The organism is Promicromonospora sp. NPDC023805, from assembly GCF_040639635.1.
Classification (GTDB): Bacteria; Actinomycetota; Actinomycetes; order Actinomycetales; family Cellulomonadaceae; genus Promicromonospora.
The window spans coordinates 127,060-145,634 of sequence record NZ_JBFAAH010000008.1; the positions used below are offsets into that span (position 1 = coordinate 127,060).

Annotated in this window: 21 protein-coding genes and 1 pseudogene; 10 read left to right on the forward strand and 12 right to left on the reverse strand. The window is 71.3% G+C overall.

The window, feature by feature from the left end; translation table 11 throughout:
• Positions 1 to 9: 9 nt before the first annotated feature.
• Together AB0F70_RS10700 and AB0F70_RS10705 are read right to left on the reverse strand one after the other, a co-directional pair.
• Complete coding sequence (locus tag AB0F70_RS10700) at positions 10 to 921, reverse strand: VOC family protein (protein ID WP_357447382.1); 912 nt, start codon at positions 919 to 921, stop codon at positions 10 to 12.
• Entirely contained in the window at positions 918 to 1,541 is a 624-nt protein-coding gene (locus AB0F70_RS10705) for an NADPH-dependent F420 reductase (RefSeq protein WP_357447385.1), read from the reverse strand. The genes AB0F70_RS10700 and AB0F70_RS10705 overlap by 4 nt, the downstream gene beginning before the upstream one ends.
• An 89-nt stretch (positions 1,542 to 1,630) precedes the next feature.
• Between AB0F70_RS10705 and AB0F70_RS10710 the strand changes: the two genes are divergently transcribed.
• Both AB0F70_RS10710 and AB0F70_RS10715 read left to right on the forward strand, forming a co-directional pair.
• Positions 1,631 to 2,116, forward strand: a complete 486-nt coding sequence (locus AB0F70_RS10710) for a MarR family transcriptional regulator (RefSeq protein WP_357447388.1) — start codon at positions 1,631 to 1,633, stop codon at positions 2,114 to 2,116.
• A gap of 51 nt (positions 2,117 to 2,167) precedes the next feature.
• On the forward strand, positions 2,168 to 3,415 hold the full coding sequence (locus AB0F70_RS10715) for an MFS transporter (RefSeq protein WP_357447390.1): 1,248 nt from the start codon (positions 2,168 to 2,170) through the stop codon (positions 3,413 to 3,415).
• A 68-nt stretch (positions 3,416 to 3,483) separates the two neighbouring features.
• Here AB0F70_RS10715 and AB0F70_RS10720 read toward each other — a convergent pair whose 3' ends face one another.
• Genes AB0F70_RS10720 through AB0F70_RS10730 form a run of 3 tightly spaced genes read right to left on the reverse strand, consistent with a single transcriptional unit; the run spans position 3,484 to position 5,134 of the window.
• A complete protein-coding gene (locus AB0F70_RS10720; RefSeq protein ID WP_357447393.1) occupies positions 3,484 to 3,684 on the reverse strand; it encodes a hypothetical protein in 201 nt (66 codons plus the stop codon).
• Between the two features lie 49 nt (positions 3,685 to 3,733).
• A complete protein-coding gene (locus AB0F70_RS10725) occupies positions 3,734 to 4,144 on the reverse strand; it encodes a DoxX family protein (protein WP_357447396.1) in 411 nt (136 codons plus the stop codon).
• A gap of 48 nt (positions 4,145 to 4,192) precedes the next feature.
• Positions 4,193 to 5,134, reverse strand: a complete 942-nt coding sequence (locus tag AB0F70_RS10730) for an EamA family transporter (protein ID WP_357447399.1) — start codon at positions 5,132 to 5,134, stop codon at positions 4,193 to 4,195.
• A 71-nt stretch (positions 5,135 to 5,205) separates the two neighbouring features.
• On the opposite strand from AB0F70_RS10730, the gene AB0F70_RS10735 reads away from it, so the two are divergent.
• Positions 5,206 to 6,105 (forward strand): LysR family transcriptional regulator, encoded by a 900-nt coding sequence (locus tag AB0F70_RS10735; protein ID WP_357447402.1) that lies wholly within the window; start codon positions 5,206 to 5,208, stop codon positions 6,103 to 6,105.
• A gap of 32 nt (positions 6,106 to 6,137) precedes the next feature.
• On the opposite strand, the gene AB0F70_RS10740 is transcribed toward AB0F70_RS10735, so the two are convergent.
• The 3 genes and pseudogenes from AB0F70_RS10740 to AB0F70_RS10750 all read right to left on the reverse strand — a co-directional run.
• Positions 6,138 to 6,443 carry a hypothetical protein gene (locus tag AB0F70_RS10740; RefSeq protein WP_357447405.1) on the reverse strand — a complete coding sequence of 102 codons (306 nt, stop codon included), beginning with the start codon at positions 6,441 to 6,443 and terminating at the stop codon, positions 6,138 to 6,140.
• A gap of 116 nt (positions 6,444 to 6,559) precedes the next feature.
• Positions 6,560 to 6,844, reverse strand: a complete 285-nt coding sequence (locus AB0F70_RS10745; RefSeq protein WP_357447408.1) for a UBP-type zinc finger domain-containing protein — start codon at positions 6,842 to 6,844, stop codon at positions 6,560 to 6,562.
• Between the two features lie 222 nt (positions 6,845 to 7,066).
• Positions 7,067 to 7,417, reverse strand: a pseudogene (locus AB0F70_RS10750) (aminocyclopropane-1-carboxylate deaminase/D-cysteine desulfhydrase family protein); the annotation flags it as partial.
• A gap of 184 nt (positions 7,418 to 7,601) precedes the next feature.
• Between AB0F70_RS10750 and AB0F70_RS10755 the strand changes: the two are divergent.
• Positions 7,602 to 9,182 (forward strand): family 43 glycosylhydrolase, encoded by a 1,581-nt coding sequence (locus tag AB0F70_RS10755; RefSeq protein ID WP_357447411.1) that lies wholly within the window; start codon positions 7,602 to 7,604, stop codon positions 9,180 to 9,182.
• Here the strand turns inward: AB0F70_RS10755 and AB0F70_RS10760 are convergent.
• Entirely contained in the window at positions 9,096 to 10,091 is a 996-nt protein-coding gene (locus AB0F70_RS10760; protein WP_357447414.1) for a LacI family DNA-binding transcriptional regulator, read from the reverse strand. The genes AB0F70_RS10755 and AB0F70_RS10760 overlap by 87 nt on opposite strands.
• 202 nt (positions 10,092 to 10,293) lie before the next feature.
• Here AB0F70_RS10760 and AB0F70_RS10765 point away from each other — a divergent pair, with 202 nt between their 5' ends.
• Together AB0F70_RS10765 and AB0F70_RS10770 are read left to right on the forward strand one after the other, a co-directional pair.
• On the forward strand, positions 10,294 to 10,518 hold the full coding sequence (locus AB0F70_RS10765) for a type II toxin-antitoxin system prevent-host-death family antitoxin (RefSeq protein WP_357447417.1): 225 nt from the start codon (positions 10,294 to 10,296) through the stop codon (positions 10,516 to 10,518).
• Positions 10,509 to 10,904 carry a type II toxin-antitoxin system VapC family toxin gene (locus AB0F70_RS10770; protein WP_357447420.1) on the forward strand — a complete coding sequence of 132 codons (396 nt, stop codon included), beginning with the start codon at positions 10,509 to 10,511 and terminating at the stop codon, positions 10,902 to 10,904. The genes AB0F70_RS10765 and AB0F70_RS10770 overlap by 10 nt, the downstream gene beginning before the upstream one ends.
• 5 nt (positions 10,905 to 10,909) lie before the next feature.
• Here AB0F70_RS10770 and AB0F70_RS10775 read toward each other — a convergent pair whose 3' ends face one another.
• Positions 10,910 to 12,010 carry an AI-2E family transporter gene (locus AB0F70_RS10775; RefSeq protein WP_357447423.1) on the reverse strand — a complete coding sequence of 367 codons (1,101 nt, stop codon included), beginning with the start codon at positions 12,008 to 12,010 and terminating at the stop codon, positions 10,910 to 10,912.
• A 372-nt stretch (positions 12,011 to 12,382) separates the two neighbouring features.
• Between AB0F70_RS10775 and AB0F70_RS10780 the strand changes: the two genes are divergently transcribed.
• A complete protein-coding gene (locus AB0F70_RS10780) occupies positions 12,383 to 13,405 on the forward strand; it encodes a zinc-dependent alcohol dehydrogenase family protein (protein ID WP_357447426.1) in 1,023 nt (340 codons plus the stop codon).
• A 102-nt stretch (positions 13,406 to 13,507) separates the two neighbouring features.
• Here AB0F70_RS10780 and AB0F70_RS10785 read toward each other — a convergent pair whose 3' ends face one another.
• Positions 13,508 to 13,909 (reverse strand): cupin domain-containing protein, encoded by a 402-nt coding sequence (locus AB0F70_RS10785; protein ID WP_357447429.1) that lies wholly within the window; start codon positions 13,907 to 13,909, stop codon positions 13,508 to 13,510.
• Between the two features lie 224 nt (positions 13,910 to 14,133).
• Between AB0F70_RS10785 and AB0F70_RS10790 the strand changes: the two genes are divergently transcribed.
• Positions 14,134 to 15,294: an alpha/beta hydrolase gene (locus tag AB0F70_RS10790; RefSeq protein ID WP_357447432.1), complete on the forward strand. Its 1,161-nt coding sequence runs from the start codon at positions 14,134 to 14,136 to the stop codon at positions 15,292 to 15,294.
• Positions 15,295 to 15,330: 36 nt separating this feature from the next.
• Here AB0F70_RS10790 and AB0F70_RS10795 read toward each other — a convergent pair whose 3' ends face one another.
• Entirely contained in the window at positions 15,331 to 16,224 is an 894-nt protein-coding gene (locus AB0F70_RS10795) for a helix-turn-helix transcriptional regulator (protein ID WP_357447435.1), read from the reverse strand.
• Between the two features lie 101 nt (positions 16,225 to 16,325).
• Between AB0F70_RS10795 and AB0F70_RS10800 the strand changes: the two genes are divergently transcribed.
• Together AB0F70_RS10800 and AB0F70_RS10805 are read left to right on the forward strand one after the other, a co-directional pair.
• A complete protein-coding gene (locus AB0F70_RS10800) occupies positions 16,326 to 17,576 on the forward strand; it encodes a multidrug effflux MFS transporter (RefSeq protein WP_357447438.1) in 1,251 nt (416 codons plus the stop codon).
• A 75-nt stretch (positions 17,577 to 17,651) separates the two neighbouring features.
• Positions 17,652 to 18,569, forward strand: coding sequence for a helix-turn-helix transcriptional regulator (locus AB0F70_RS10805; protein ID WP_357447441.1), 918 nt, complete (start codon positions 17,652 to 17,654; stop codon positions 18,567 to 18,569).
• The last annotated feature ends 6 nt before the right edge of the window (positions 18,570 to 18,575 follow it).

The following is an 18,575-nucleotide window of genomic DNA, read 5'->3' on the forward strand; positions in this document are numbered from 1 at the left end:
AGCCGCCCATCAGCCCTCGGTCTCCGGCGATACGGCGAGCCGCGTGTTCCACGGGTCCGCGAACCGGAGCGTCGCGCCGTCGTCGGACGTCGGGATGCCGTGGAACCGGAGGCGGTCGGCAAGGGCTCCGACGTCGGACCGGGTGGGGACGAGGATCCGGACGTCGCCGAGGCCGAGCGTCGAGGCGCGGGGCGCCGCCCCCGCGCTGCGCCAGGTGTTCATGCCGATGTGGTGGTGGTAGCCGCCTGCCGAGACGAACAGGGCGGAGTCGCTCAGCTGCGCGGTGACGTCGAACCCGAGCGTGTCGACGTAGAACTGGCGCGCCGACACGAGGTCGCCCACCTGCAGGTGCACGTGCCCGATGGCGGCGGACGGACCGGCATCGGGCGCCGCAGGGTCGTGCCAGCGCCGCAGGAACTGGTTCGGGTCGAGGTACTCGCTGGCCATGGCGACGGTCCCGTCCGGGCGGACCGTCCACTCCTCGCGGGGGCGGTCGCGGTACAGCTCGACGCCGTTGCCCTCGGGGTCGGTGAAGTAGAACGCCTCGCTCACCAGGTGGTCGGCGCTGCCGGTGTAGGTCTCCGGCACCCGCTGCGCCATGGACGCGAGCGACGCGGCCAGGCGCCGCTCGTCCTCGAAGACGATGGCCGTGTGATAGAGCCCGGCGCCGCGCGGGTCCGCGCCCGGCAGGTCCCGTTCCTGGCGGAGCACCATGATCGGCACGCCGCCCCGACCCAGCGTCGCGTTCGCGCCCGACTGGTCGAGGACGTCGAGGGTCACCGCGTCCTGGTAGTACGCGGTCATGACGTCGAGGTCGCGCACGAGCAGCTCCACGGTGTCCATCCGGGTGCCGTCGGGCGCCGTCCCCGCGGTGGCGACACTGCCCTGCCGCCACGCGGGGACGATGTTCGGCGTGCTCATGAGATCAGGGCGAGTCCGCCGCCCCAGGAGATCTTCTCGGCGCCGGCGAGGGTCATCTGCAGCAGGCCGACGGCCTCCAGCTCCCGGGCCCGCTTGAGCGAACCGGCGTCCAGCCCGCGCAGCCCGGCCGCGGTGACCAGCTCGACGAGGGTCTGCTTGGCGTCCGCGTCGTCGCCGGCGACGAGCACCGTCGTCGGCACCGAGCCGATCTCGCCGCTCGCGAGCGTGCCGCCGAAGTTCGTGTTGAACGCCTTGACGACCTTCGCGCCGGGGACGGCGTCCTGCAGCTGCTTCGCCGCCGAGGAGTCGGCGGGGACGACGAGGTCGTCGAAGGTGCTGAAGTCGACGGGGTTGGTGACGTCGACGAGGACCTTCCCGTCGAACGCGCTCGGGTAGACCTCGACCAGGTCCGCGACGGCGCCGTAGGGCACGGCCAGCACGACGACGTCGCCGGTCACCTCGTCGCCGACGGTGCCCGCCGTGCCGCCCAGCGGGCCGGCGACCGCGCGCGCCTTCTCGACGTCGCGGGCGAGGACCTGGATGCCGGTCCCGCCCTTCGCCGCGATGCCCGCGACAACACTGCCGAAGCTTCCTGCTCCGATGACGGTGACCGTGGTCATGTGCACTCCCAAAGTAGTTGTTCCTACAACCAACACGCCGAGTCTCGCACCGATTACTTGTCGCGTCAACCAAACGCTAGGATGGGCGGGTGAAGCGACGCGTACCCCGGATGAACGAGCAGGAGTCGGCGGCCTGGCTCGGCCTGACCGCCGTGTTCCAGCTGCTGCCGGCCGCGCTGGACCGGCAGCTCCAGCGCGACTCCGGGCTGACGCACTTCGAGTTCGTCGTGCTCTCCAGGCTCCAGCTCAGCGACGGGCCGACGATGCGGATGACGGCGCTCGCCGAGGCCACCGTCTCCACCCTGCCCCGGCTGTCCCACGTCTGCGGGCGCCTGGAGAAGCGCGGGCTCATCACCCGCGCCCCCTGCCCCGAGGACCGCCGCGCCACCAACGTCGGCCTGACGAGCGCCGGCCGACGCGAGCTGATCCGCTCGGTCCCCGGGCACATCGCGACGGCGCGGCGGCTGGTCATCGACGCGCTCACGCCCGAGCAGCTCGACGCCCTGGCGGAGATCACTGGCACGATCGCGGCCCGCCTGGCGGAGGAGCCGCCGGACGGCCAGCCCGCCTCCTAGCTGGCCGCCGCTGCCCACCCCACCACCGTCAACGCCGCCTAGGCTCTTCGCGTGAGCAACAGGCAGCCGCTCGGCCGGGCGTTGAGGAACGTCATCGTCGCGAACGTCAGCTCCAGCCTCGGGGACGGCATCGCCAAGGTGGCAGCTCCCCTGCTGGCGGCGCGGCTGACCGACGACCCGCTGCTCGTCTCCGGGATAGCGGCCGTGGCGATGCTGCCGTGGCTGATCTTCTCGATCCCCGCCGGGATCCTGCTGGACCGGATCGACCGGCGGCGCGCCATGACGCTCGCCAACGGCGCCCGGACGCTGCTCGCGATTCTCCTGCTGACGCTGTTCGCGACGGACGGGCTCACGATCTGGTGGCTCTACGGCGTCGTGTTCGCGTACGGGGCGTTCGAGACGATCTACGACGGCGCGCTCCGCGCCGTCCTGCCGTCGATCGCCGCCAAGCAGGACCTGCCGCGCGCCAACTCGCGGGTCGAGGCCGGGGAGATCGTCGTCGAGCGATTCCTGTCGGGCCCGCTCACCTCGGCGTTGTTCGCCGTCTCCGTGGTGGTGCCGCTCGGGATCAACGTGCTGACCTATGCGGTGGCGAGCGTCATGGCGGTGTTCCTGCCGCTCGCCGCGGCGGGCAGGCACCACACCGACCCGAGCGGCGTGCCGCACGTCGCCTGGTACCGCCAGTTCACCGACGGGTTCCGGTACATCCTGAGCAACCCGATGCTGCGGAAGCTCTGGCTGATCAGCGTGGTGATCGCCCTGTGCTTCTCGGCCGCCACCGCCACGATGGTGCTCTACGTGCTGAACCGGCTCGGCGTGCCCGAGGCTTGGTACGGGGCGCTCATCCTGGCCGGCGCGGTGGGCTCGCTCGGCGCGGCGTCGATCACCAACCGGCTCAAGGAGCGGTTCCGAGCCGGACCGGTGATGGCCGTCGCGCAGATCCTGGCCCTCGCGGCGCTGGTCCTGATGGGCGCGGTCCCCGTGCTCGGCGTCGTCGCGTTCGGCTACTTCCTGTCGGCAGGCGGCACGACGGCGTGGAACATCCTCGTCATGTCGCTGCGCCAGGCCGCGATCCCGAGCCGCCTGCTCGGCCGGGTCCACGGCACGTGGCGCACGCTGCTCTGGGGCACGATGCCGCTGGGCTCGCTGCTGGGCGGGCTGCTCGGCAGGATCGACCTGCGCGCGCCGTTCCTGATCGCGGGCGGCATCGCGACCCTGGTCGCGCTCGTGTCGTTCCGGTTCCTGTCCAGGCTGCCCAACCCGGAGGAGCTGGAGGACGCCGACGGGCCGGCCGCCTGAGGCCGTCCCGCCGAGCCAGACCAGCCCCGCCGAGCCCGGCCGGCGGCGCCCGAGCGCCGCGCCCCGTGTCAGCTGTGCTTACCGGGCCTGCCCGCTCGTGCGCCCCAGATGATGAGCACGACCCCGACGACGGCGAGGATCGGGCCGACGACCGCCCACAGCGTCACGCCCGTCATCGCGCTGCCGGCGAGGTAGCCGAGTCCCTGGAAGGCGAAGACTGCGCCCATGAGGAGAAGGACTGCGCCGAGCACTATCAGACCTGACTTCACGACTGCCTCCGAGCTGGTTGTGGTGAGTCGTTGCGAGAGGGCGTACCGGTCAGCCCATCGAGAACAGCGGTCCCGTGAGGGTCAGGCCCGGATCCTGGCTGAACACCCAGAAGAACGCCAGCGCCGCGCCCGCGAGCGCCACGTCCTTGTTGAACTGGATCATCTCCATCTGCTTGGCCGTCGGGTCGGTCTCCCGCCAGAACCCGTGCATGAGGAACGCCGTCGGGACGAGGAAGAGGAAGAGGAGCAGCGCGCCCAGGTCACCCCAGACGCCGAGCAGGACGGACAGCGCGCCGAGCAGCATGACCACGCCGCTGACGAGGGTTGCCTGCTTCGCCATCGGCACGCCCTTGGACGCCGCGTAGCCGGCCATGCTTTCCGTCTGGGTCAGGTGGCCGACGGTGCTCCCGAGAAAGAGCGCCACGAAGAGCACCCGGCCGATCAGCAGTACGACATCCATGGTCGCCTCCGGTTGAGGACCTACAGTCGCTCACGATTCCTTCACACTTTATGACCCGACCGGCTCTCGCGTCGAGTGCGGCGGGGCCACAGTTTCCTCGGTGCCGGCCGGGGCCGGAGACGTCCGGGCGCCGGCCTTGCGCAGCGACCCCCAGAGCACACCCCCGATCACCAGTGCGGCGCCGAGCGCGGTCGCGACCTCGATGTGCTCGCCCAGCAGCACCGCCGACGCGCTGAGTCCCACCACGGGGACCAGCATCGAGAACGGCGCGACGACGCCTGCCGGGTGTCGGGCCATCAGCCAGGTCCAGATCCCGGATCCGACGAGCGTGCCGATCAGCACCGTGTACGCCAGCCCGACCAGCGCCGGAACCATGTGCGGCCCGGGGACGAACGCAGCCGCGATAGCGTCCGGGCCTTCCACCACCAGGGACAGCGCGAACATCGGCACGGGCGGCACCACCGACATCCACAGCGTGAGGTGCAGCGGGTTCGTCGCCCTGGCCCGCGCGTTCGACACGTTGCCGATCGCCCAGCCGAACCCACCCGCCAGCACCAGCAGGAACGGCGCGAAGGCGGCGGCCTGCGCCTGGGACCAGCCCACCACCGCCAGTCCAAGGGTCGCCACGCCGAGCCCTACCAGCTGCCGTGCGGACACCCGGTCCCGGAAGGCGACCGCGCCGAGCAGCACGGTGAACGGCGCGGACGACTGCAGCACCAGCGACGCCAGCCCTGTCGGCATCCCGACGGCCATCCCCCAGTACAGGAACAGGAACTGCAGCGTGCCGAAGCCGATGCCGTACCCGAGCAGCCAGCGCACCGGCACCTGCGGACGCGGCACGAGGAGCAGGGTCGGGACGGCGATGATCGCGAACCGGAGCGCCACGAGCAGGAACGGCGGGAACTGACCGAGCGAGGCGTCGATCGCGATGAAGTTGAGGCCCCACATGACCGCGACGGAGACGGCGAGCAGGCGGTGCGAGATCGGCATGGCCCGAGTGTGTGCGGCGGCGGTTCTGAAGGACAAGCGAAACTTTCTACAGGTCCTTGTAGGTTGCCTTCATGAACCCTCGTCACCTCGACCTGCTCCGCGAGCTCGCCGACCGGCACTCCGTGACGGCGGTCGCGGAGGCGACCCACCGGACGCCGTCGGCCGTGTCGCAGCAGCTCCGCACCGCGCAGCGTGAGCTGGGCGGGATACCGCTGGTGGAGCCGCACGGCCGGGGCGTGCGGCTCACCGAGGCGGGCAGGCTCCTGGCCGACGGCGGACGCGACCTCGCGCGGACGATCGCCCAGGTGCAGGCCAGATGGGATGCGTACCTGGGTTCGGCGTCCGGCACCGTGCGCCTGGCGGCCCTGCCGAGCGCGGCTGCGGTCCTGCTGCCCGAGGTCCTGAGCCGGCTCGCGGACACGGCGGTCAGCCTCGAGTGCACCGACGTCGACATCGCCGAGTCGGAGTATCCGGGGATGGTGGCCGACCACGACATCGTCGTCGGCCACAGCTTTACCGGGCCCGTCCCCGCCGGAGCGGAACACCTGGCCACCGCGGCACTGCTCCGCGAACCGCTCGACATCGCCATGCGGGCCGACCATGTGCTGGCGACCAAGGCGCGGGTCACGGCTCAGGACCTGGTGCTCCACGAGTGGTACGGGGTGCCGCTCGGCTACCCGTTCGACGACCTGCGCATCGCCGTCGAGACGACTGTCGGCACCCCTGTCCGGGTGGTCCAGCGGTTGCGCGACAACCGGCTGGTCGAGGCGCTCGTCGCGTCGGGCGACCGGGTGGCGGTGCTCCCCCGGTACAGCACCACGCCGGGCGCGGGCATCGTCCTGCGGCCGGTGCACGGGATGGACGCCGCGCGGTGGATCGTCGCGATCCTGCGGCCTGACCGGGCCGAACGGCTAGCGGTCAGGACGGTGCTGGACACGCTGCGGGCGGTGGGCCGGGAGGTGGTCGGCTGAGGGTCGCCGTGCTGGCGCACAGCCCGGACAGGTCAGTCTCCGTCGAGGTGCAGCTCCGTGCTCCGGTCAGCCGCACAGGCTTCAGCGAGCGCCAAGATCTCCTCCTTGGCCGACGGGTCGAGCCGGAGCTGTCGCAGCTCAGCGACGAACTGCTCCATGTCTGCTGGCAGCAGCACCAGGGATCCGTAGGGCTTGACCCGCACCATCATCGGAAGCGACGTCGCCGCACAGGCGTTGGCGAACTCGTCGCCTCGGTCGGCGTAGGACCCCAGCAGGGTCGGCTTCCTGCGCCGCGGGCTCGTCCCCTGCTGCTCGACCCTGCAGAGCGAGATGTCCACGGCCATCAGCCTGGTGTCCGACGCAGCGCACACGCCCCAGCATGCAGGGCCACTCGAGACGACAACGCGAACCTCTTCCTCTCCAGGGCCGGTCGGCCGGGGAACCAGATCGGGACCTAGCGGGCGGGCAGCTCCACCGTCCGCAGGGTCGCCTCGTCCTCGAAGCAGTAGCCCCAGCCCTCGCCCGGCTCGATCGACCGCATCAGCGGGTGGCCGGTCTCCCGGAAGTGTCCGGTGGCGTGCTTGGCCGGCGAGGAGTCGCAGCAGCCCACCTGGCCGCACACGAGGCAGCTGCGGAGGTGCACCCATGAGCCGCCGTGCGCCAGGCACTCGGGGCAGCCTTCACGACTGGCGGGTTCCAGGACGGCAACCTGGTCCAGGTGCGTACACACATCACTCATCGCTCGACTCCTCAAGGTCTCCTGCCGGCTCTACTGACTCCGCCGACTCTGCTCCCCTGATCCTAGGCATGCACCACCCCGGGGCCGGGCGCAGAGCTGGTAGCGCTCTGAGCGCTCATAGAGCGACCAACTCTGCGCTCGCCGCCTTCGCGGGCCGCGAAGATTCAGGAAGTCGGGGTCGCCCGGGGGTGGGGGCCTGACCCGGGCCGGGCGCCGGCGGGCTCAGGTGAACAGGCCGCTGTAGGCGTTCAGGGCCGGCTGGCCGCCCAGGTGCGCGTACAGGACCGTGGACTCCCGGGGGATCTCGCCGCTCGTGACGAGGTCGATCAGGCCCGCCATGGACTTGCCCTCGTAGACCGGGTCGATGATGACGCCCTCGAGCCGGCCGGTGAGCCGGATCGCGTGGAGCGTCGACTCGACGGGGATCCCGTACTTGTCGCCGGCCCAGCCGGGCAGCACGGTGATCTCGTCGTCGCGCAGCGGCCGCCCGACGCCGATCAGCTCGGCCGTGGCGCGCGCGATCCGGGCCACCTGGTCGCGGGTCTCGTCGAGCTTCGCGCTCGCGTCGATCCCGTCAGCGGGTGGCGGAGGAAGTCGGACAGGGCCATGGATACTCCTCGTAGACGGGTATGCAATATATTGCATACCGATAGCAAGAGTGGCAAGGGCATTGCGGGGCTCCGCGCGATTGCCTCTATGCTGCCCATGGCAACGTTGCCATTCCGTCGAGCACGATCTCTCGTGCAAAGGAGCGCACATGCGTCTGGTCCCCAACCCCGTCCTGCCCGGCTGCCACCCCGACCCGTCAGTGGTCCGGGTCGGCGCGGACTACTTCATGGTGACCTCGACGTTCGCCTATCACCCGGGGATCCCCGTCCACCACAGCCGCGACCTGGTCAGCTGGCGCCTCGTGGGACACGTGCTCGACGGCGACAGCTGGCTCCCGCTGGAGGGCAACACGGTGTCCCACGGCGTCTGGGCGCCGACGATTCGCCACCACGACGGCGTCTTCTACGTGGTGGTCACGATCGTGCGAGGGGCCGAGGGTTCGACCGCCTACGTCACCACTGCCGTGGACCCCGCGGGCCCGTGGACCGTCCCGGCTCCGCTGGAGGCCGACGGGATCGACCCGTCCCTGTTCTTCGACCACGACGGCCGGGCGTGGTTCACCGCCGCCCGGGACGCGATCACGCCCGACGCCACCGGGCCGGGCGAGATCTGGCTGCGGGAGCTCGACCTCGAGACGCTCACGCTGGTCGGCCCGACGCACGTCCTCTGGCACGGCGCCCTCACCCGGCAGTGGGTAGAGGCTCCGCACATCTACGAGCGCGACGGCCGTTACCACCTGATCGGCGCGGAGGGCGGCACGGAACGCAACCACGCGGTCACCGCCGCGACGTCCGACACGGTGACCGGACCGTACTCGACGGATCCGCGCAGCCCCCTGCTCACGCACCGGCACCTCGGCGCGGGCGAGCTCGTGCAGAACGTCGGCCACGCCGACATCGTCGAGACGCCCGACGGCGACTCCTGGGCGGTGGTGCTCGGCGTCCGCCCGGTCAACGGGCACCACACGCTCGGGCGCGAGGTGCTGCTCGTCCCGGTGGAGTGGGACGAGCACGGCCCGGTCCTCGCGCCCGGCGCCGGGCGGGTGCAGGGGGTGCTGCCCGGCCTGCCGGACACCACCACCCGGCCGGCGGACTGGCTGTCGCTGCGCGGCCCCGTGCCCGCCGACGTGGTGGACGACACGATCACGCTCCGCCCGCTGCCCGCGCCGCTCTCGGGACGCGAGACCCCTGCGTTCCTCGGGAGGCGCCAGGACATGCACCGCTTCGTCTTCGAGACGATGGTCGAGACCGATCGGATAGTGGGGCACGACGCCGGGGTGGTCGCCTTCCAGGACGAGAACACGTTCCTGGCCGCGCGGGTCCGGCGTCGGCCCGAAGGGTGCGTCGTCCGTGTGGCCGGAAAGGTTGGCGGCGCGGAGGTCGTGCGCTCGGAGGTGCCGGTCACGGGCGACGCCGTGCTCCGCATCCGGTCGGACGGGCAGTCCTACACGTTCTCCTGCGTCACCCGCATCGGGGAGGACGTCCTGGCGACCTTCCCGCACACCGCGCTGAGCACGGAGACCGCCGGCGGGTTCGTCGGGGTGCTCCTCGGGCTGGTCAACGAGGCGGCGGTGGAGGCGGAGCCGCTGACGTTCCGCGGCGTCCGGTACGCCGCGCCGGCACCGGCGTCGGAGGGCGCGCTGTCAGACGGCGCGGGTGCTGGCGCGCACCACCAGCGACGGCGGCAGCAGATGGTGACGAGCGGCTCCCCCGCCCATCAGGTCGAGTAGCACCTCGATCGAGAGGCGGCCCAGCGTCACGAAGTCCTGCCGGACGGTGGTCAGGGCCGGAACGAGGTAGTCGGCTCCGGCCATGTCGTCGAATCCCACGAGTGACACGTCGCCGGGCACCGAGAGCCCGCGGGCGGCGAGGGCCGAGAGCACGCCTATCGCCATCTGGTCGTTGCCCGTGAAGATCGCAGTGGGCAGAGCGCCGTCGCCGGTCAGCCCGTCGACCAGCCCGGCGGCGAGCGCGTGCCCGCCGCGCGCGGTGAAGTCGCCGTGGAGCACGCGCGGCTCGGTGATCCCGGCACGCTGGAGCTCGCCGCGCCAGCCGTCCACGCGGGCCCGGGCGTCGTAGGTCTCCATGGGGCCGCTCAGGTGGACGACGTCGCGGTGGCCCAGGTCGAGCAGGTGGCGGGTGGCGAGGCGCGCGCCCTCCACCTGGTCGAGCTCCACCGACCCGATAGCGGGGTTCGCCACGTTGCCGGACATCACCACGGAGATCGGCACGCGTGCGACCGTCCGGCCGAGCGCCTCCAGCGCCATGGGCCGGTCCGCGATGACCGCGACCCCCGCGGCGCCCTGCCCCACGAGCTGCCCGAGGCACTCCTCGAGCTGCTCGTGGGTGCCGCCCTGCCAGCTCGTGAGGCTCACCCAGTGACCGGCGTCCTTCGCGCCCTGCTCGATGCCCAGCAGCACGCGCGGCAGCTCGAAGAGCTCCGAGCCCGCGAGGACCACACCGAGCATGGTCGACCGCCCGCTCTTGAGCATGCGGGCGGAGTCGTTGCGCCGGTAGCCGAGCTCGTCGATGACCCGCAGGACCCGGTCCCGGGTCGCCGGCCGCACTGTCGGCTCGTTGTTGACGACCCGGCTCACGGTGATGTGCGCGACGCCGGCGGCGCGTGCGACGTCGACCATGGTCGGGGGTCGTCTGCCCTGCGCCATGCTCGACCCCGCTCTCCCTGGTCCGGCTTCTCGACCGGCCCAGGAGGCCGGACCGAGGAGCTGTCGTCCGGGATCCTATCGGTCCGTGCGGCCGGTATCGCGGCGAGCCATAAGGCCACTTCTTACCTGGTCTGGTCATCTTGACCAGACCAGGCGTCCAGGCGATCATGAACTCATGACCGTCGTGAACGTCCAGGAAGCGAAAACTCATCTCTCCCGGCTGATCTCCCGTGCCCAGCACGGCGAGGAGGTCATCGTCGCGCGGTCCGGGAAGCCCGCCGTCCGCCTGATCCCGGTGGAACCCGTGGCTCAGCGCACGTTCGGCACCGTGCCGGTCACCATCCCGGACGGGTTCTTCTTCGAGCCGATCGACGAGGAGGAGCTCGCCGCATGGGAGTGACCTACCTCCTCGACACCCACGCGTTCGTGTGGCTGCTCGGCTCGCCTGACCGGATCGGCGAGCCACTGCGATCTGAGCTCGGGTCCACTGCGAACCGCCTCCTCGTCTCAGCGGTCTCCGCGATGGAGGTAGCGACCAAGGTCCGCCTCGGCAAGTTCGACGAGGCCGGCTCCTTGGTGAGTACGTGGGAACGCCGGGTGGACGACATCGACGCGGAACCGTTGGACCTCACCACGGCACATGCGCTGCACGCCGGATCGATGCCATGGGCCCATCGGGATCCGTTCGATCGCCTGCTCGCTGCCCAGGCAATCGTCGAGAACGTGGTACTCGTGACCGCCGATGCCGCGTTCGAGACCCTCCCGGCAGTCCGTACCGCCTGGTAGACCCGCTACCGCGTCTCCTGGTAGGGGATGACCACACGTTTGATGACGAGCAGGCCCGCCGCCGCGACCGGGACGGCCACGAGCGCGCCGAGGATCCCGCCGAGCGCCGCACCGGCCAGGGCCGCGACGATCACCAGCACACCCGGCACGGCCACGGCCCGGCTCATCACCCGCGGGGACAGCACGTACGCCTCCACCTGCATGTACACGAGCAGGAGGATCGCGACGACGAGCGCCGCGACCGGGCTCACCGTCAGCGTCGCGAGAACCACGAGGATGGAGCCGATGACCGTTCCGACGACGGGTATGAGCGCCGCGACGAACGCGAGGACGGCGAGGAGGATGGGCGCGGGGCTGCCCGCGAACACCGTCAGCAACAGGGTGAACGTGGCGTTCATGGTCGCCAGGAACAGCTGGCCCGCGACATACCGGCCCACGGACTCCAGCACCTCGTTCAGGAGGGAACCGGTGATGTCCCGCCGGGACCGGGGCACGAGCCGCAGGACGGCGGCGGCCATGGTCGGCAGGGATACGGCGAAGTAGATCGTCAGAGCCGCGACGATGATGACCGCCGTCACGCCGTTGATCAGCCCGGTGCCGACCTGCAGGACGCCACCCGCGATCGCCGTGAACTGGCGGGGGTCGGTGAGCAGCTCGGTCGCAGACGCCAGCAGACCGCTCAGGTTGAGCGCGACCAGGTTGTCGTTGGTCCAGACGTACCAGGCCTGATGGGGCAGCTCGCGCAGCGCGTCGACCAGCTGGGCGACGAAGATCCCGACCTGCGGGACGGCCAGCGGCAGCACCGCCACGACGAAGAGCGCGAGCACGGCGGCGGAACCCACGATCATCACCGTCGCGGCCACCCACCGCACCAGGCCCCGCGAGACGAGGAACCGGATCCCCGGATCCAGCGCCAGCGCCAGGAACAGCGCCAGCCCGACGTACACGAGGACGGTCGCGACCGCCTCGACGGCGCCCAGCACCACGAGACCCGCACCGACGCCCAGGGTCGCGAGCACCGCGTACCCGAACGGGTTCGCGGGCAGACCGACCCTCGACGTCCGCCCGCCCGCGCTGCGAGCACGTGGGAGCCGCGGTGACCTCACGCGCGCCAGGTCGTGCTGTGCACCCGGCCTCCGCGCACTCGACGATCGCGGCAGGGCGCCGGGACGTTGCGGCAAGCGGGCCATTGCGCTCCATGGGTCTCAGGTGGGTTCTCAGGTGGGTTCTCAGGTGGGTTCTCAGGGTGTCCGCGATGAACACGCTGCGGGTCACAGCCTTACGGAAAGCGGGCCGCTTGTCGCCATCGGCTCGCGGACCGACGTCGACCTGCTGGGTCGATCTACCGGGTCGAGCGGCTGAGGGGTTCTGTCCGGGCCTCCCGCACGAGAGGCGGGCCGGGGTGTGATGGGTTCCGATAGGAGCACTGACCCCGTGCCGCACCACTCGGCACGGGAACCGAGCAAGGAGAGGTACCCATGCGTGGAGTTGTCATGTACGCGCCAGGCGACGTCCGGGTCGAGGAGCGCGAGGACGCCAGGATCATCGAGCCGACCGACGCCGTGATCCGGGTGACCGCCGCGTGCATCTGCGGCTCGGACCTGTGGCCGTACCGCGGGATCGAGGCCCTGAATGGACCGACCCCGATGGGCCACGAGTACATCGGGATCGTCGAGCAGGTCGGTACCGAGGTGCGGGACATCAAGGTCGGCGACTACGTCGTCGGCTCGTTCGTCGCCTCGGACAACACGTGCGAGATCTGCCAGGCGGGCTACCAGTCCCGCTGCATCCACAACGTGATGATGGGTTCGGAGGGCACGCAGGCCCAGCTCGCCCGCATCCCGCTGGCCGACGGCACCCTGGTCGCCACCCCGGGTACGCCCGACGCCGACCTCGTCCCGTCGCTGCTCGCCGCCTCCGACGTGCTGGGCACGGGCTGGTTCGCCGCCGTGGCCGCCGAGGCGGGTCCGGGCAAGACCATCGCGGTCGTGGGCGACGGCGCGGTCGGGCTCTCGGCGGTCCTGGCCGCCAAGCAGCTCGGCGCCGAGCGCATCATCGCGTTCAGCCGCCACCCCGAGCGGCAGGCGCTCGCCCGCGAGTTCGGCGCGACCGACATCATCGAGGAGCGCGGCGACGCCGGCGCCGCGAAGGTCAAGGAGCTCACCGGCGGGTACGGCGCCCACGGCGTCGTCGAGGCGGTGGGCACCGAGGAGTCGATGTGGCAGGCGATCCACTCCGCCCGGCCGGGCGGCTACGTCGGTTACGTCGGCGTCACGCACGGCGTCCAGCTCGACGGCCTGAACCTGTTCTTCACCGGCGTGCACCTGCACGGCGGCCCCGCCCCCGTGCGCCGCTTCCTGCCCGAGCTGATCCAGCTCATCTGGGACCGCACGATCGACCCGGGCAAGGTCTTCGACCTCACCCTGCCGCTCGAAGAGGCGGCCGAGGGGTACAAGGCGATGGACGAGCGCCGCGCCACGAAGGTGCTGCTCACGCTCTGACGCCGGATCCGCCACCCCGACCATCGAGACCCTGACCAGAGAAGGACACCGGCGGGCGGGCGGCCTCCCCGAGGTCTCCCGCCCGCCGGTGTCGTCGCGCCCTCAAGGCCTGACGTAGTCCCGGTCGGGGAGGTGCTCCAGCCAGACCGTGGTGGTCGCCGGGTCGTCGCCGTTCTCGAGCATCGCCAGGTGCTCCATGAAGTCGTCCGGCGTCGCACCGTGCCAGTGCTCCTCCCCCGGAGGCGTGTAGATCGTCTGTCCGGGCCGGGCCTCGATGACGGTGCCGTCACGAGTACCCAGCAGGGCGACACCGCCGGTGACGTGCAGGGTCTGGCCCTGCTCGTGGGAGTGCCAGGCGGTGCGGGCCCCGGGCGCGAACCGGACGCGGCTGACGATCATCCGCTGCCGGTCGTCGTGCGGTGCGGCGATCATGTCCACCCACACGTCTCCGGTGAACCAGTCGGGCGAGCCCTTGGCCGTCGCGGGCTTGGGTTCGATGTTCATCTCGCTCGTGCTCCTTCGTGCTCGGGTCTCCGGGCGCTCGTGCCCGCACGTCCAGCGTCCACCCGGATCCGGACCCGTGACAGGGCCGGTCAGAACCCCCCACGCCGCACGGGGTGGGGGGTCTCACGAGGGCCTCCCGGTCGCCCGCCGTGCGTCCTTACGGTGCTGAGGGTTCGCACCACTGACCGCACGACTGACCGCACCACTGAACGAGGAGACACGAGATGGACAAGAAGCACGAGACCGAGACCCGCGACCGCGTGATCGGCCGCGGGATCGACCGGCGCAGCCTGCTGAGGGCGACCGGGGTCGGGGCCGCAGCGGCCGGGGCGATCTCCCTCACCGGCTTCGCGAGCGCCCAGGCCACTCCGCAGAACGTCGGCCGGCCGGCACCTGTAGGAACGCCGTCCGCTGACCTGCCAGAGGGCGCCGACAACTTCTACACCAGCGACCGGGTCACCGTGCGGAAGGTCCGGTTCCGGAACCAGTACCAGATGACCGTCGTGGGCAATCTCTTCACCCCCAAGGGCCTCGACCGGGGCACGGCCCACCCGGCGATCGTCGTCGGGCACCCGATGGGCGCGGTGAAGGAGCAGAGCGCGAACCTGTACGCCACGAAGATGGCCGAGCAGGGCTTCGTGACCCTGTCGCTCGACCTGTCGTTCTGGGGCGAGAGCGACGGCAGGCCGCGCCAGGCGGTGCTGCCCGACGTCTACGCCGAGGCCTTCAGCGCCGCCGTCGACTACCTCGGCACCCGGCGGTTCGTCGACCGGGAGCGCATCGGTGTGATCGGCGTCTGCGGCAGCGGAAGCTTCGTGATCAGCGCGGCCAAGCTCGACCCGCGCATGAAGGCGATAGCGACGGTGAGCATGTACGACATGGGCGCCGTCAACCGCAACGGCCTGGAGCACTCCCAGACCGTCGAGCAGCGCAAGGAGATCATCGCGGCGGCTGCCCAGCAGCGCTACGTCGAGTTCACGGGCGGCGAGACCCAGTACACCGGCGGCACCGTCCACGAGCTCACGGACGACACACCCGACGTCCAGCGGGAGTTCTACGACTTCTACCGCACCCCGCGCGGCGAGTTCACGCCCGCGAGCTCGTCGCCGCGGCTGACGACGCACCCGACGCTGTCGAGCAACCCGAAGTTCATGAACTTCTACCCGTTCGACGACATCGAGACGATCTCACCGCGGCCGATGCTGTTCATCACCGGCGACCAGGCCCACTCCAAGGAGTTCAGCGTGGACGCCTACGCACGGGCGGCCGAGCCCAAGGAGCTCGTCTGGGTGCCTGGAGCCGGCCACGTCGATCTCTACGACCGCGTCACCCTCATCCCGTTCGACAAGCTGACCAGCTTCTTCGTCCGGCATCTCGCCGCCTGACCCCGGTCCCCGCAGCCGAGCGCGGGGAGCGGCGACCTACCGCTCCCCGCCCTCGGTGACGGGTGCCGTGCTGACCGTCCCGACGCTCCAGGACGCCAGCAGCCTCAGCCGTTCGGCCGACGGCGACCCGGGTTCCGCTGTGTAGACCAGCAGCGCGTTCCCGGGTTCGGCGGTGATCGCGAGCTCTTCGTAGGAGAGCACCACCTCGCCGACCACCGGGTGGTTGAAGCGTTTGGTACCCGCGCCGTGGATGCGGACGTTGTGCGCCGCCCAGAGGGTGCGGAAGACCTCGCTCCGGGTGGACAGCTCGCCGACGAGATCCTGCAGGCCCCTGTCGTGCGGGTTGCGTCCTGCCTCGGCGCGCATGATCGACACGCACATGTCCGCGAACAGGTCCCAGTCGGGGTAGAAGTCGCGGGCCGCCGGGTCGAGGAACTGGAACCTGGCGAAGTTCGGCGTCCGGCCGCCGTCGCCGATCATGGGCGAGTAGAACGCCCGGCCCAGGGCGTTGAAGGCCAGGAGGTCCTGCCGCGGGTCGCGGACGACCGCCACGGCGTCGGTGATCGCCGTCATCGCCCACTCCAGGCTCATCCGGGGTGCGGACGGCCTGGCCGGACGGCTGCGGGCCCGGCCAGACGAGGGGATGCCGTCGGCGGCACGGGCCAGGTCCAGCAGGTGCGCGCGCTCGGCGTCGTCCAGCCTGAGGGCGATCGCCACGGCGTCGAGCACGGACGCGGACGCCCCGGCGATCGCGCCTCGCTCGAGCTTGGCGTAGTACTCGACGCTGACCCCGGCGAGCATCGCGACCTCGCTGCGGCGAAGCCCCGCCACCCGGCGAGCACTGACTCCCTGCGGTAGGCCTGCGGCCTCCGGCGCGACCTTCGCACGGCGCGACATGAGGAACTCGCGCACCTCGGCTCGGTTGTCCATCCAGCCAGGCTAAGCCGCGGCATCACATCGAGAGGTGCCCTGGCGGTACACCCTTCGGCAGGGACTCCCGCGGGTGCGCCCGCTCGTGAAGGCTGATTCGCATGTCCCAGACCACTGCTCCCGCGCCCGTTCGGTTCAGCCGGTTCCTACCCACCCTGCTGTTGCTGCTGACCGTGTTCGGGCCGATCTCCATGGACCTGTACCTGCCAGCGCTCCCGGCGCTCACCGCCGAGCTCGGGGCGGCGACGTCGGTCGCGCAGCTCACCGTGACCGCGTGCCTCATCGGCCTCGCGGCCGGGCAGCTGATCGCTGGACCGTTGTCCGACCGGTTCGGGCGGCGCGGCATCCTGCTGATCGGCGTCGTCGCCTACGTCGTGACCTCTGCCCTGTGCGCGGCGAGCCCCACCGTCGAGCTGCTGATCCTCGCGCGGCTGGTCCAGGGACTGGCGGGCGGGGTCGGGATCGTCATCGCCCAGGCCGCCGGACGCGACGTCTTCTCCGGCGGAGCCCTGATCCGGTTCTACGGGCGGCTGACCGTGGTCGGCGGGCTCGCCGCCGTCGTCGGACCGCTGCTGGGTGGCCAGCTGAACACCGTCACGGACTGGCGTGGCCTGTTCGTCTTCCTCGCCGTGGTCGGCGCGGCGCTCCTGGTGACCGCGGCGGTCGCGTTCCCCGAGACCCTGCCCGCGGCGCGGCGGACCACCGGCGGGTTCGCGCAGACGGGGCGGGACTTCCGGGTGCTGCTGTCCGACCGCGTGTTCCTGGGCGCGGTACTCAACCAGGGCTTCATGTACGCGGCGCTGTTCGCGTATCTCTCGGGTGCCACGTTCGTGCTGCAGGGCATCTACGGGCTCTCCCCGCAGGGCTACGCGCTCGCGTTCGGCCTGAACTCGGCGGGGTTCATGGTCGCAGGCCACCTCGCCGGCCGGGCCGCCGAGCGCTGGAGCCTGCCCCGAACCCTCACCACCGGCATCGTCGTGGCGGGCCTCGGCGCCCTCGGCCTGCTCGCGGCCGGCCTGACGACGTTGCCGCTGTGGGTGGTGATCGTGTCACTCCTGGCCCTGGCGAGCGGCGTCGCAATCACCTCACCGCCGGCGACGACGCTCGCGCTGGTCGACTACCCGCACCTGGCCGGCACCGCGTCGTCGCTGCTCGGCATGGTCCGGTTCGGGTTCGGCGGCGTCACCGCGCCACTGGTCGGGATCGCGGGCGCGGCGACCATCCTGCCCCTCGGCATCGTCACCACCGCATCGGTAGTGCTCGCGGCGGCGGCCTACCTCGCGCTGGCCGCCCGGTCGGACAAGCCAGCCGAGCCCGTGCGCATACCTCTGGAAACCTCGCGTGCCGTCTGATCTCCGACGACGTCCCACCCGGGGTGCCCTGCCAGGGCCTCCCACGTCGGCGAGGTCGCACCTACCGTGGAAATCATGAGCACCAAGGACGAGGTGCGGGAGTTCCTGGTCTCCCGCCGCGCGAACGTCACCCCGCAGCAGGCGGGCATCCCCGACTTCGGCGGGGAGCGGCGGGTACCCGGGCTGCGCCGCGAGGAGGTCGCCATGCTCGCCGGCGTCAGCCTCGACTACTACACACGGCTGGAGCGCGGGAACATCCGCGGCGCGTCCGAGAGCGTGCTGGGCGCGATCGCCCGCGCCCTCCAGCTGAACGACGCCGAACACGAGTACCTGTTCGACCTCGCCCGCACGGCCCCCGCCTCAGCGGCCGCGCGCGACCGCAAGCCCGTCGCACAGTCGGTACGCACCTCCGTGCAGCGCGTGCTGGACAACATGGCCGTGCCCGCGATCGTGCACAACTCGAACCAGGACCTCGTCGCCGCGAACATCATGGGTCGCGCCCTCTACGCCCCGCACTTCGACACCGACGGCACGCCGAACATCGCCCGGTTCATCTTCCTCGACCGACGCGCCAGGGACTACTACGTCGACTGGGCACTGGCCCGGCGCACCGCCGCGGCGATCATGCGGCTCGAGGCCGGCCGCGACCCGCTCAACAAAGACCTCACCGCGCTCATCGGCGAGCTCTCCACCCGGAGCCCGCAGTTCCGCGAGGACTGGTCGGGGCACGACGTCCACGAGCACCGCACCGGGGTCAAGTCCTTCCAGCACCCGGTGGTCGGGCGCGTCACGGTCGCGTTCGACGTCTTCGCGATGCCCGGCGAGACAGGGCTGCACATCGTCACGTACAGCCCTCCCCCGAACACCGACTCGGCGGAGAAGTTCGCGCTGCTGGCGAGCTGGGCGGCCACCCAGGAGGCGGAGCACGCCCCGGACGGCGGCCTGGTGAGCAGGGCGCACGACGGCGTGAGCCAGCCCGCGAGCAGCGACTGACCAGCT

What these genes read in the sequence shown, in the direction of transcription:
- AB0F70_RS10725 (WP_357447396.1), bottom strand. Translation starts at nt 4,144, where the DNA reads ATGGATGTCGTACTGCTGATCGGCCGGGTGCTCTTCGTGGCGCTCTTT.
- AB0F70_RS10805 (WP_357447441.1), top strand. Translation starts at nt 17,652, where the DNA reads ATGAGCACCAAGGACGAGGTGCGGGAGTTCCTGGTCTCCCGCCGCGCG.
- AB0F70_RS10730 (WP_357447399.1), bottom strand. Translation starts at nt 5,134, where the DNA reads ATGCCGATCTCGCACCGCCTGCTCGCCGTCTCCGTCGCGGTCATGTGG.
- AB0F70_RS10800 (WP_357447438.1), top strand. Translation starts at nt 16,326, where the DNA reads ATGTCCCAGACCACTGCTCCCGCGCCCGTTCGGTTCAGCCGGTTCCTA.
- AB0F70_RS10795 (WP_357447435.1), bottom strand. Translation starts at nt 16,224, where the DNA reads ATGGACAACCGAGCCGAGGTGCGCGAGTTCCTCATGTCGCGCCGTGCG.
- AB0F70_RS10745 (WP_357447408.1), bottom strand. Translation starts at nt 6,844, where the DNA reads ATGAGTGATGTGTGTACGCACCTGGACCAGGTTGCCGTCCTGGAACCC.
- AB0F70_RS10700 (WP_357447382.1), bottom strand. Translation starts at nt 921, where the DNA reads ATGAGCACGCCGAACATCGTCCCCGCGTGGCGGCAGGGCAGTGTCGCC.
- AB0F70_RS10785 (WP_357447429.1), bottom strand. Translation starts at nt 13,909, where the DNA reads ATGAACATCGAACCCAAGCCCGCGACGGCCAAGGGCTCGCCCGACTGG.
- AB0F70_RS10765 (WP_357447417.1), top strand. Translation starts at nt 10,294, where the DNA reads ATGACCGTCGTGAACGTCCAGGAAGCGAAAACTCATCTCTCCCGGCTG.
- AB0F70_RS10755 (WP_357447411.1), top strand. Translation starts at nt 7,602, where the DNA reads ATGCGTCTGGTCCCCAACCCCGTCCTGCCCGGCTGCCACCCCGACCCG.
- AB0F70_RS10760 (WP_357447414.1), bottom strand. Translation starts at nt 10,091, where the DNA reads ATGGTCGACGTCGCACGCGCCGCCGGCGTCGCGCACATCACCGTGAGC.
- AB0F70_RS10705 (WP_357447385.1), bottom strand. Translation starts at nt 1,541, where the DNA reads ATGACCACGGTCACCGTCATCGGAGCAGGAAGCTTCGGCAGTGTTGTC.
- AB0F70_RS10735 (WP_357447402.1), top strand. Translation starts at nt 5,206, where the DNA reads ATGAACCCTCGTCACCTCGACCTGCTCCGCGAGCTCGCCGACCGGCAC.
- AB0F70_RS10780 (WP_357447426.1), top strand. Translation starts at nt 12,383, where the DNA reads ATGCGTGGAGTTGTCATGTACGCGCCAGGCGACGTCCGGGTCGAGGAG.
- AB0F70_RS10790 (WP_357447432.1), top strand. Translation starts at nt 14,134, where the DNA reads ATGGACAAGAAGCACGAGACCGAGACCCGCGACCGCGTGATCGGCCGC.
- AB0F70_RS10770 (WP_357447420.1), top strand. Translation starts at nt 10,509, where the DNA reads ATGGGAGTGACCTACCTCCTCGACACCCACGCGTTCGTGTGGCTGCTC.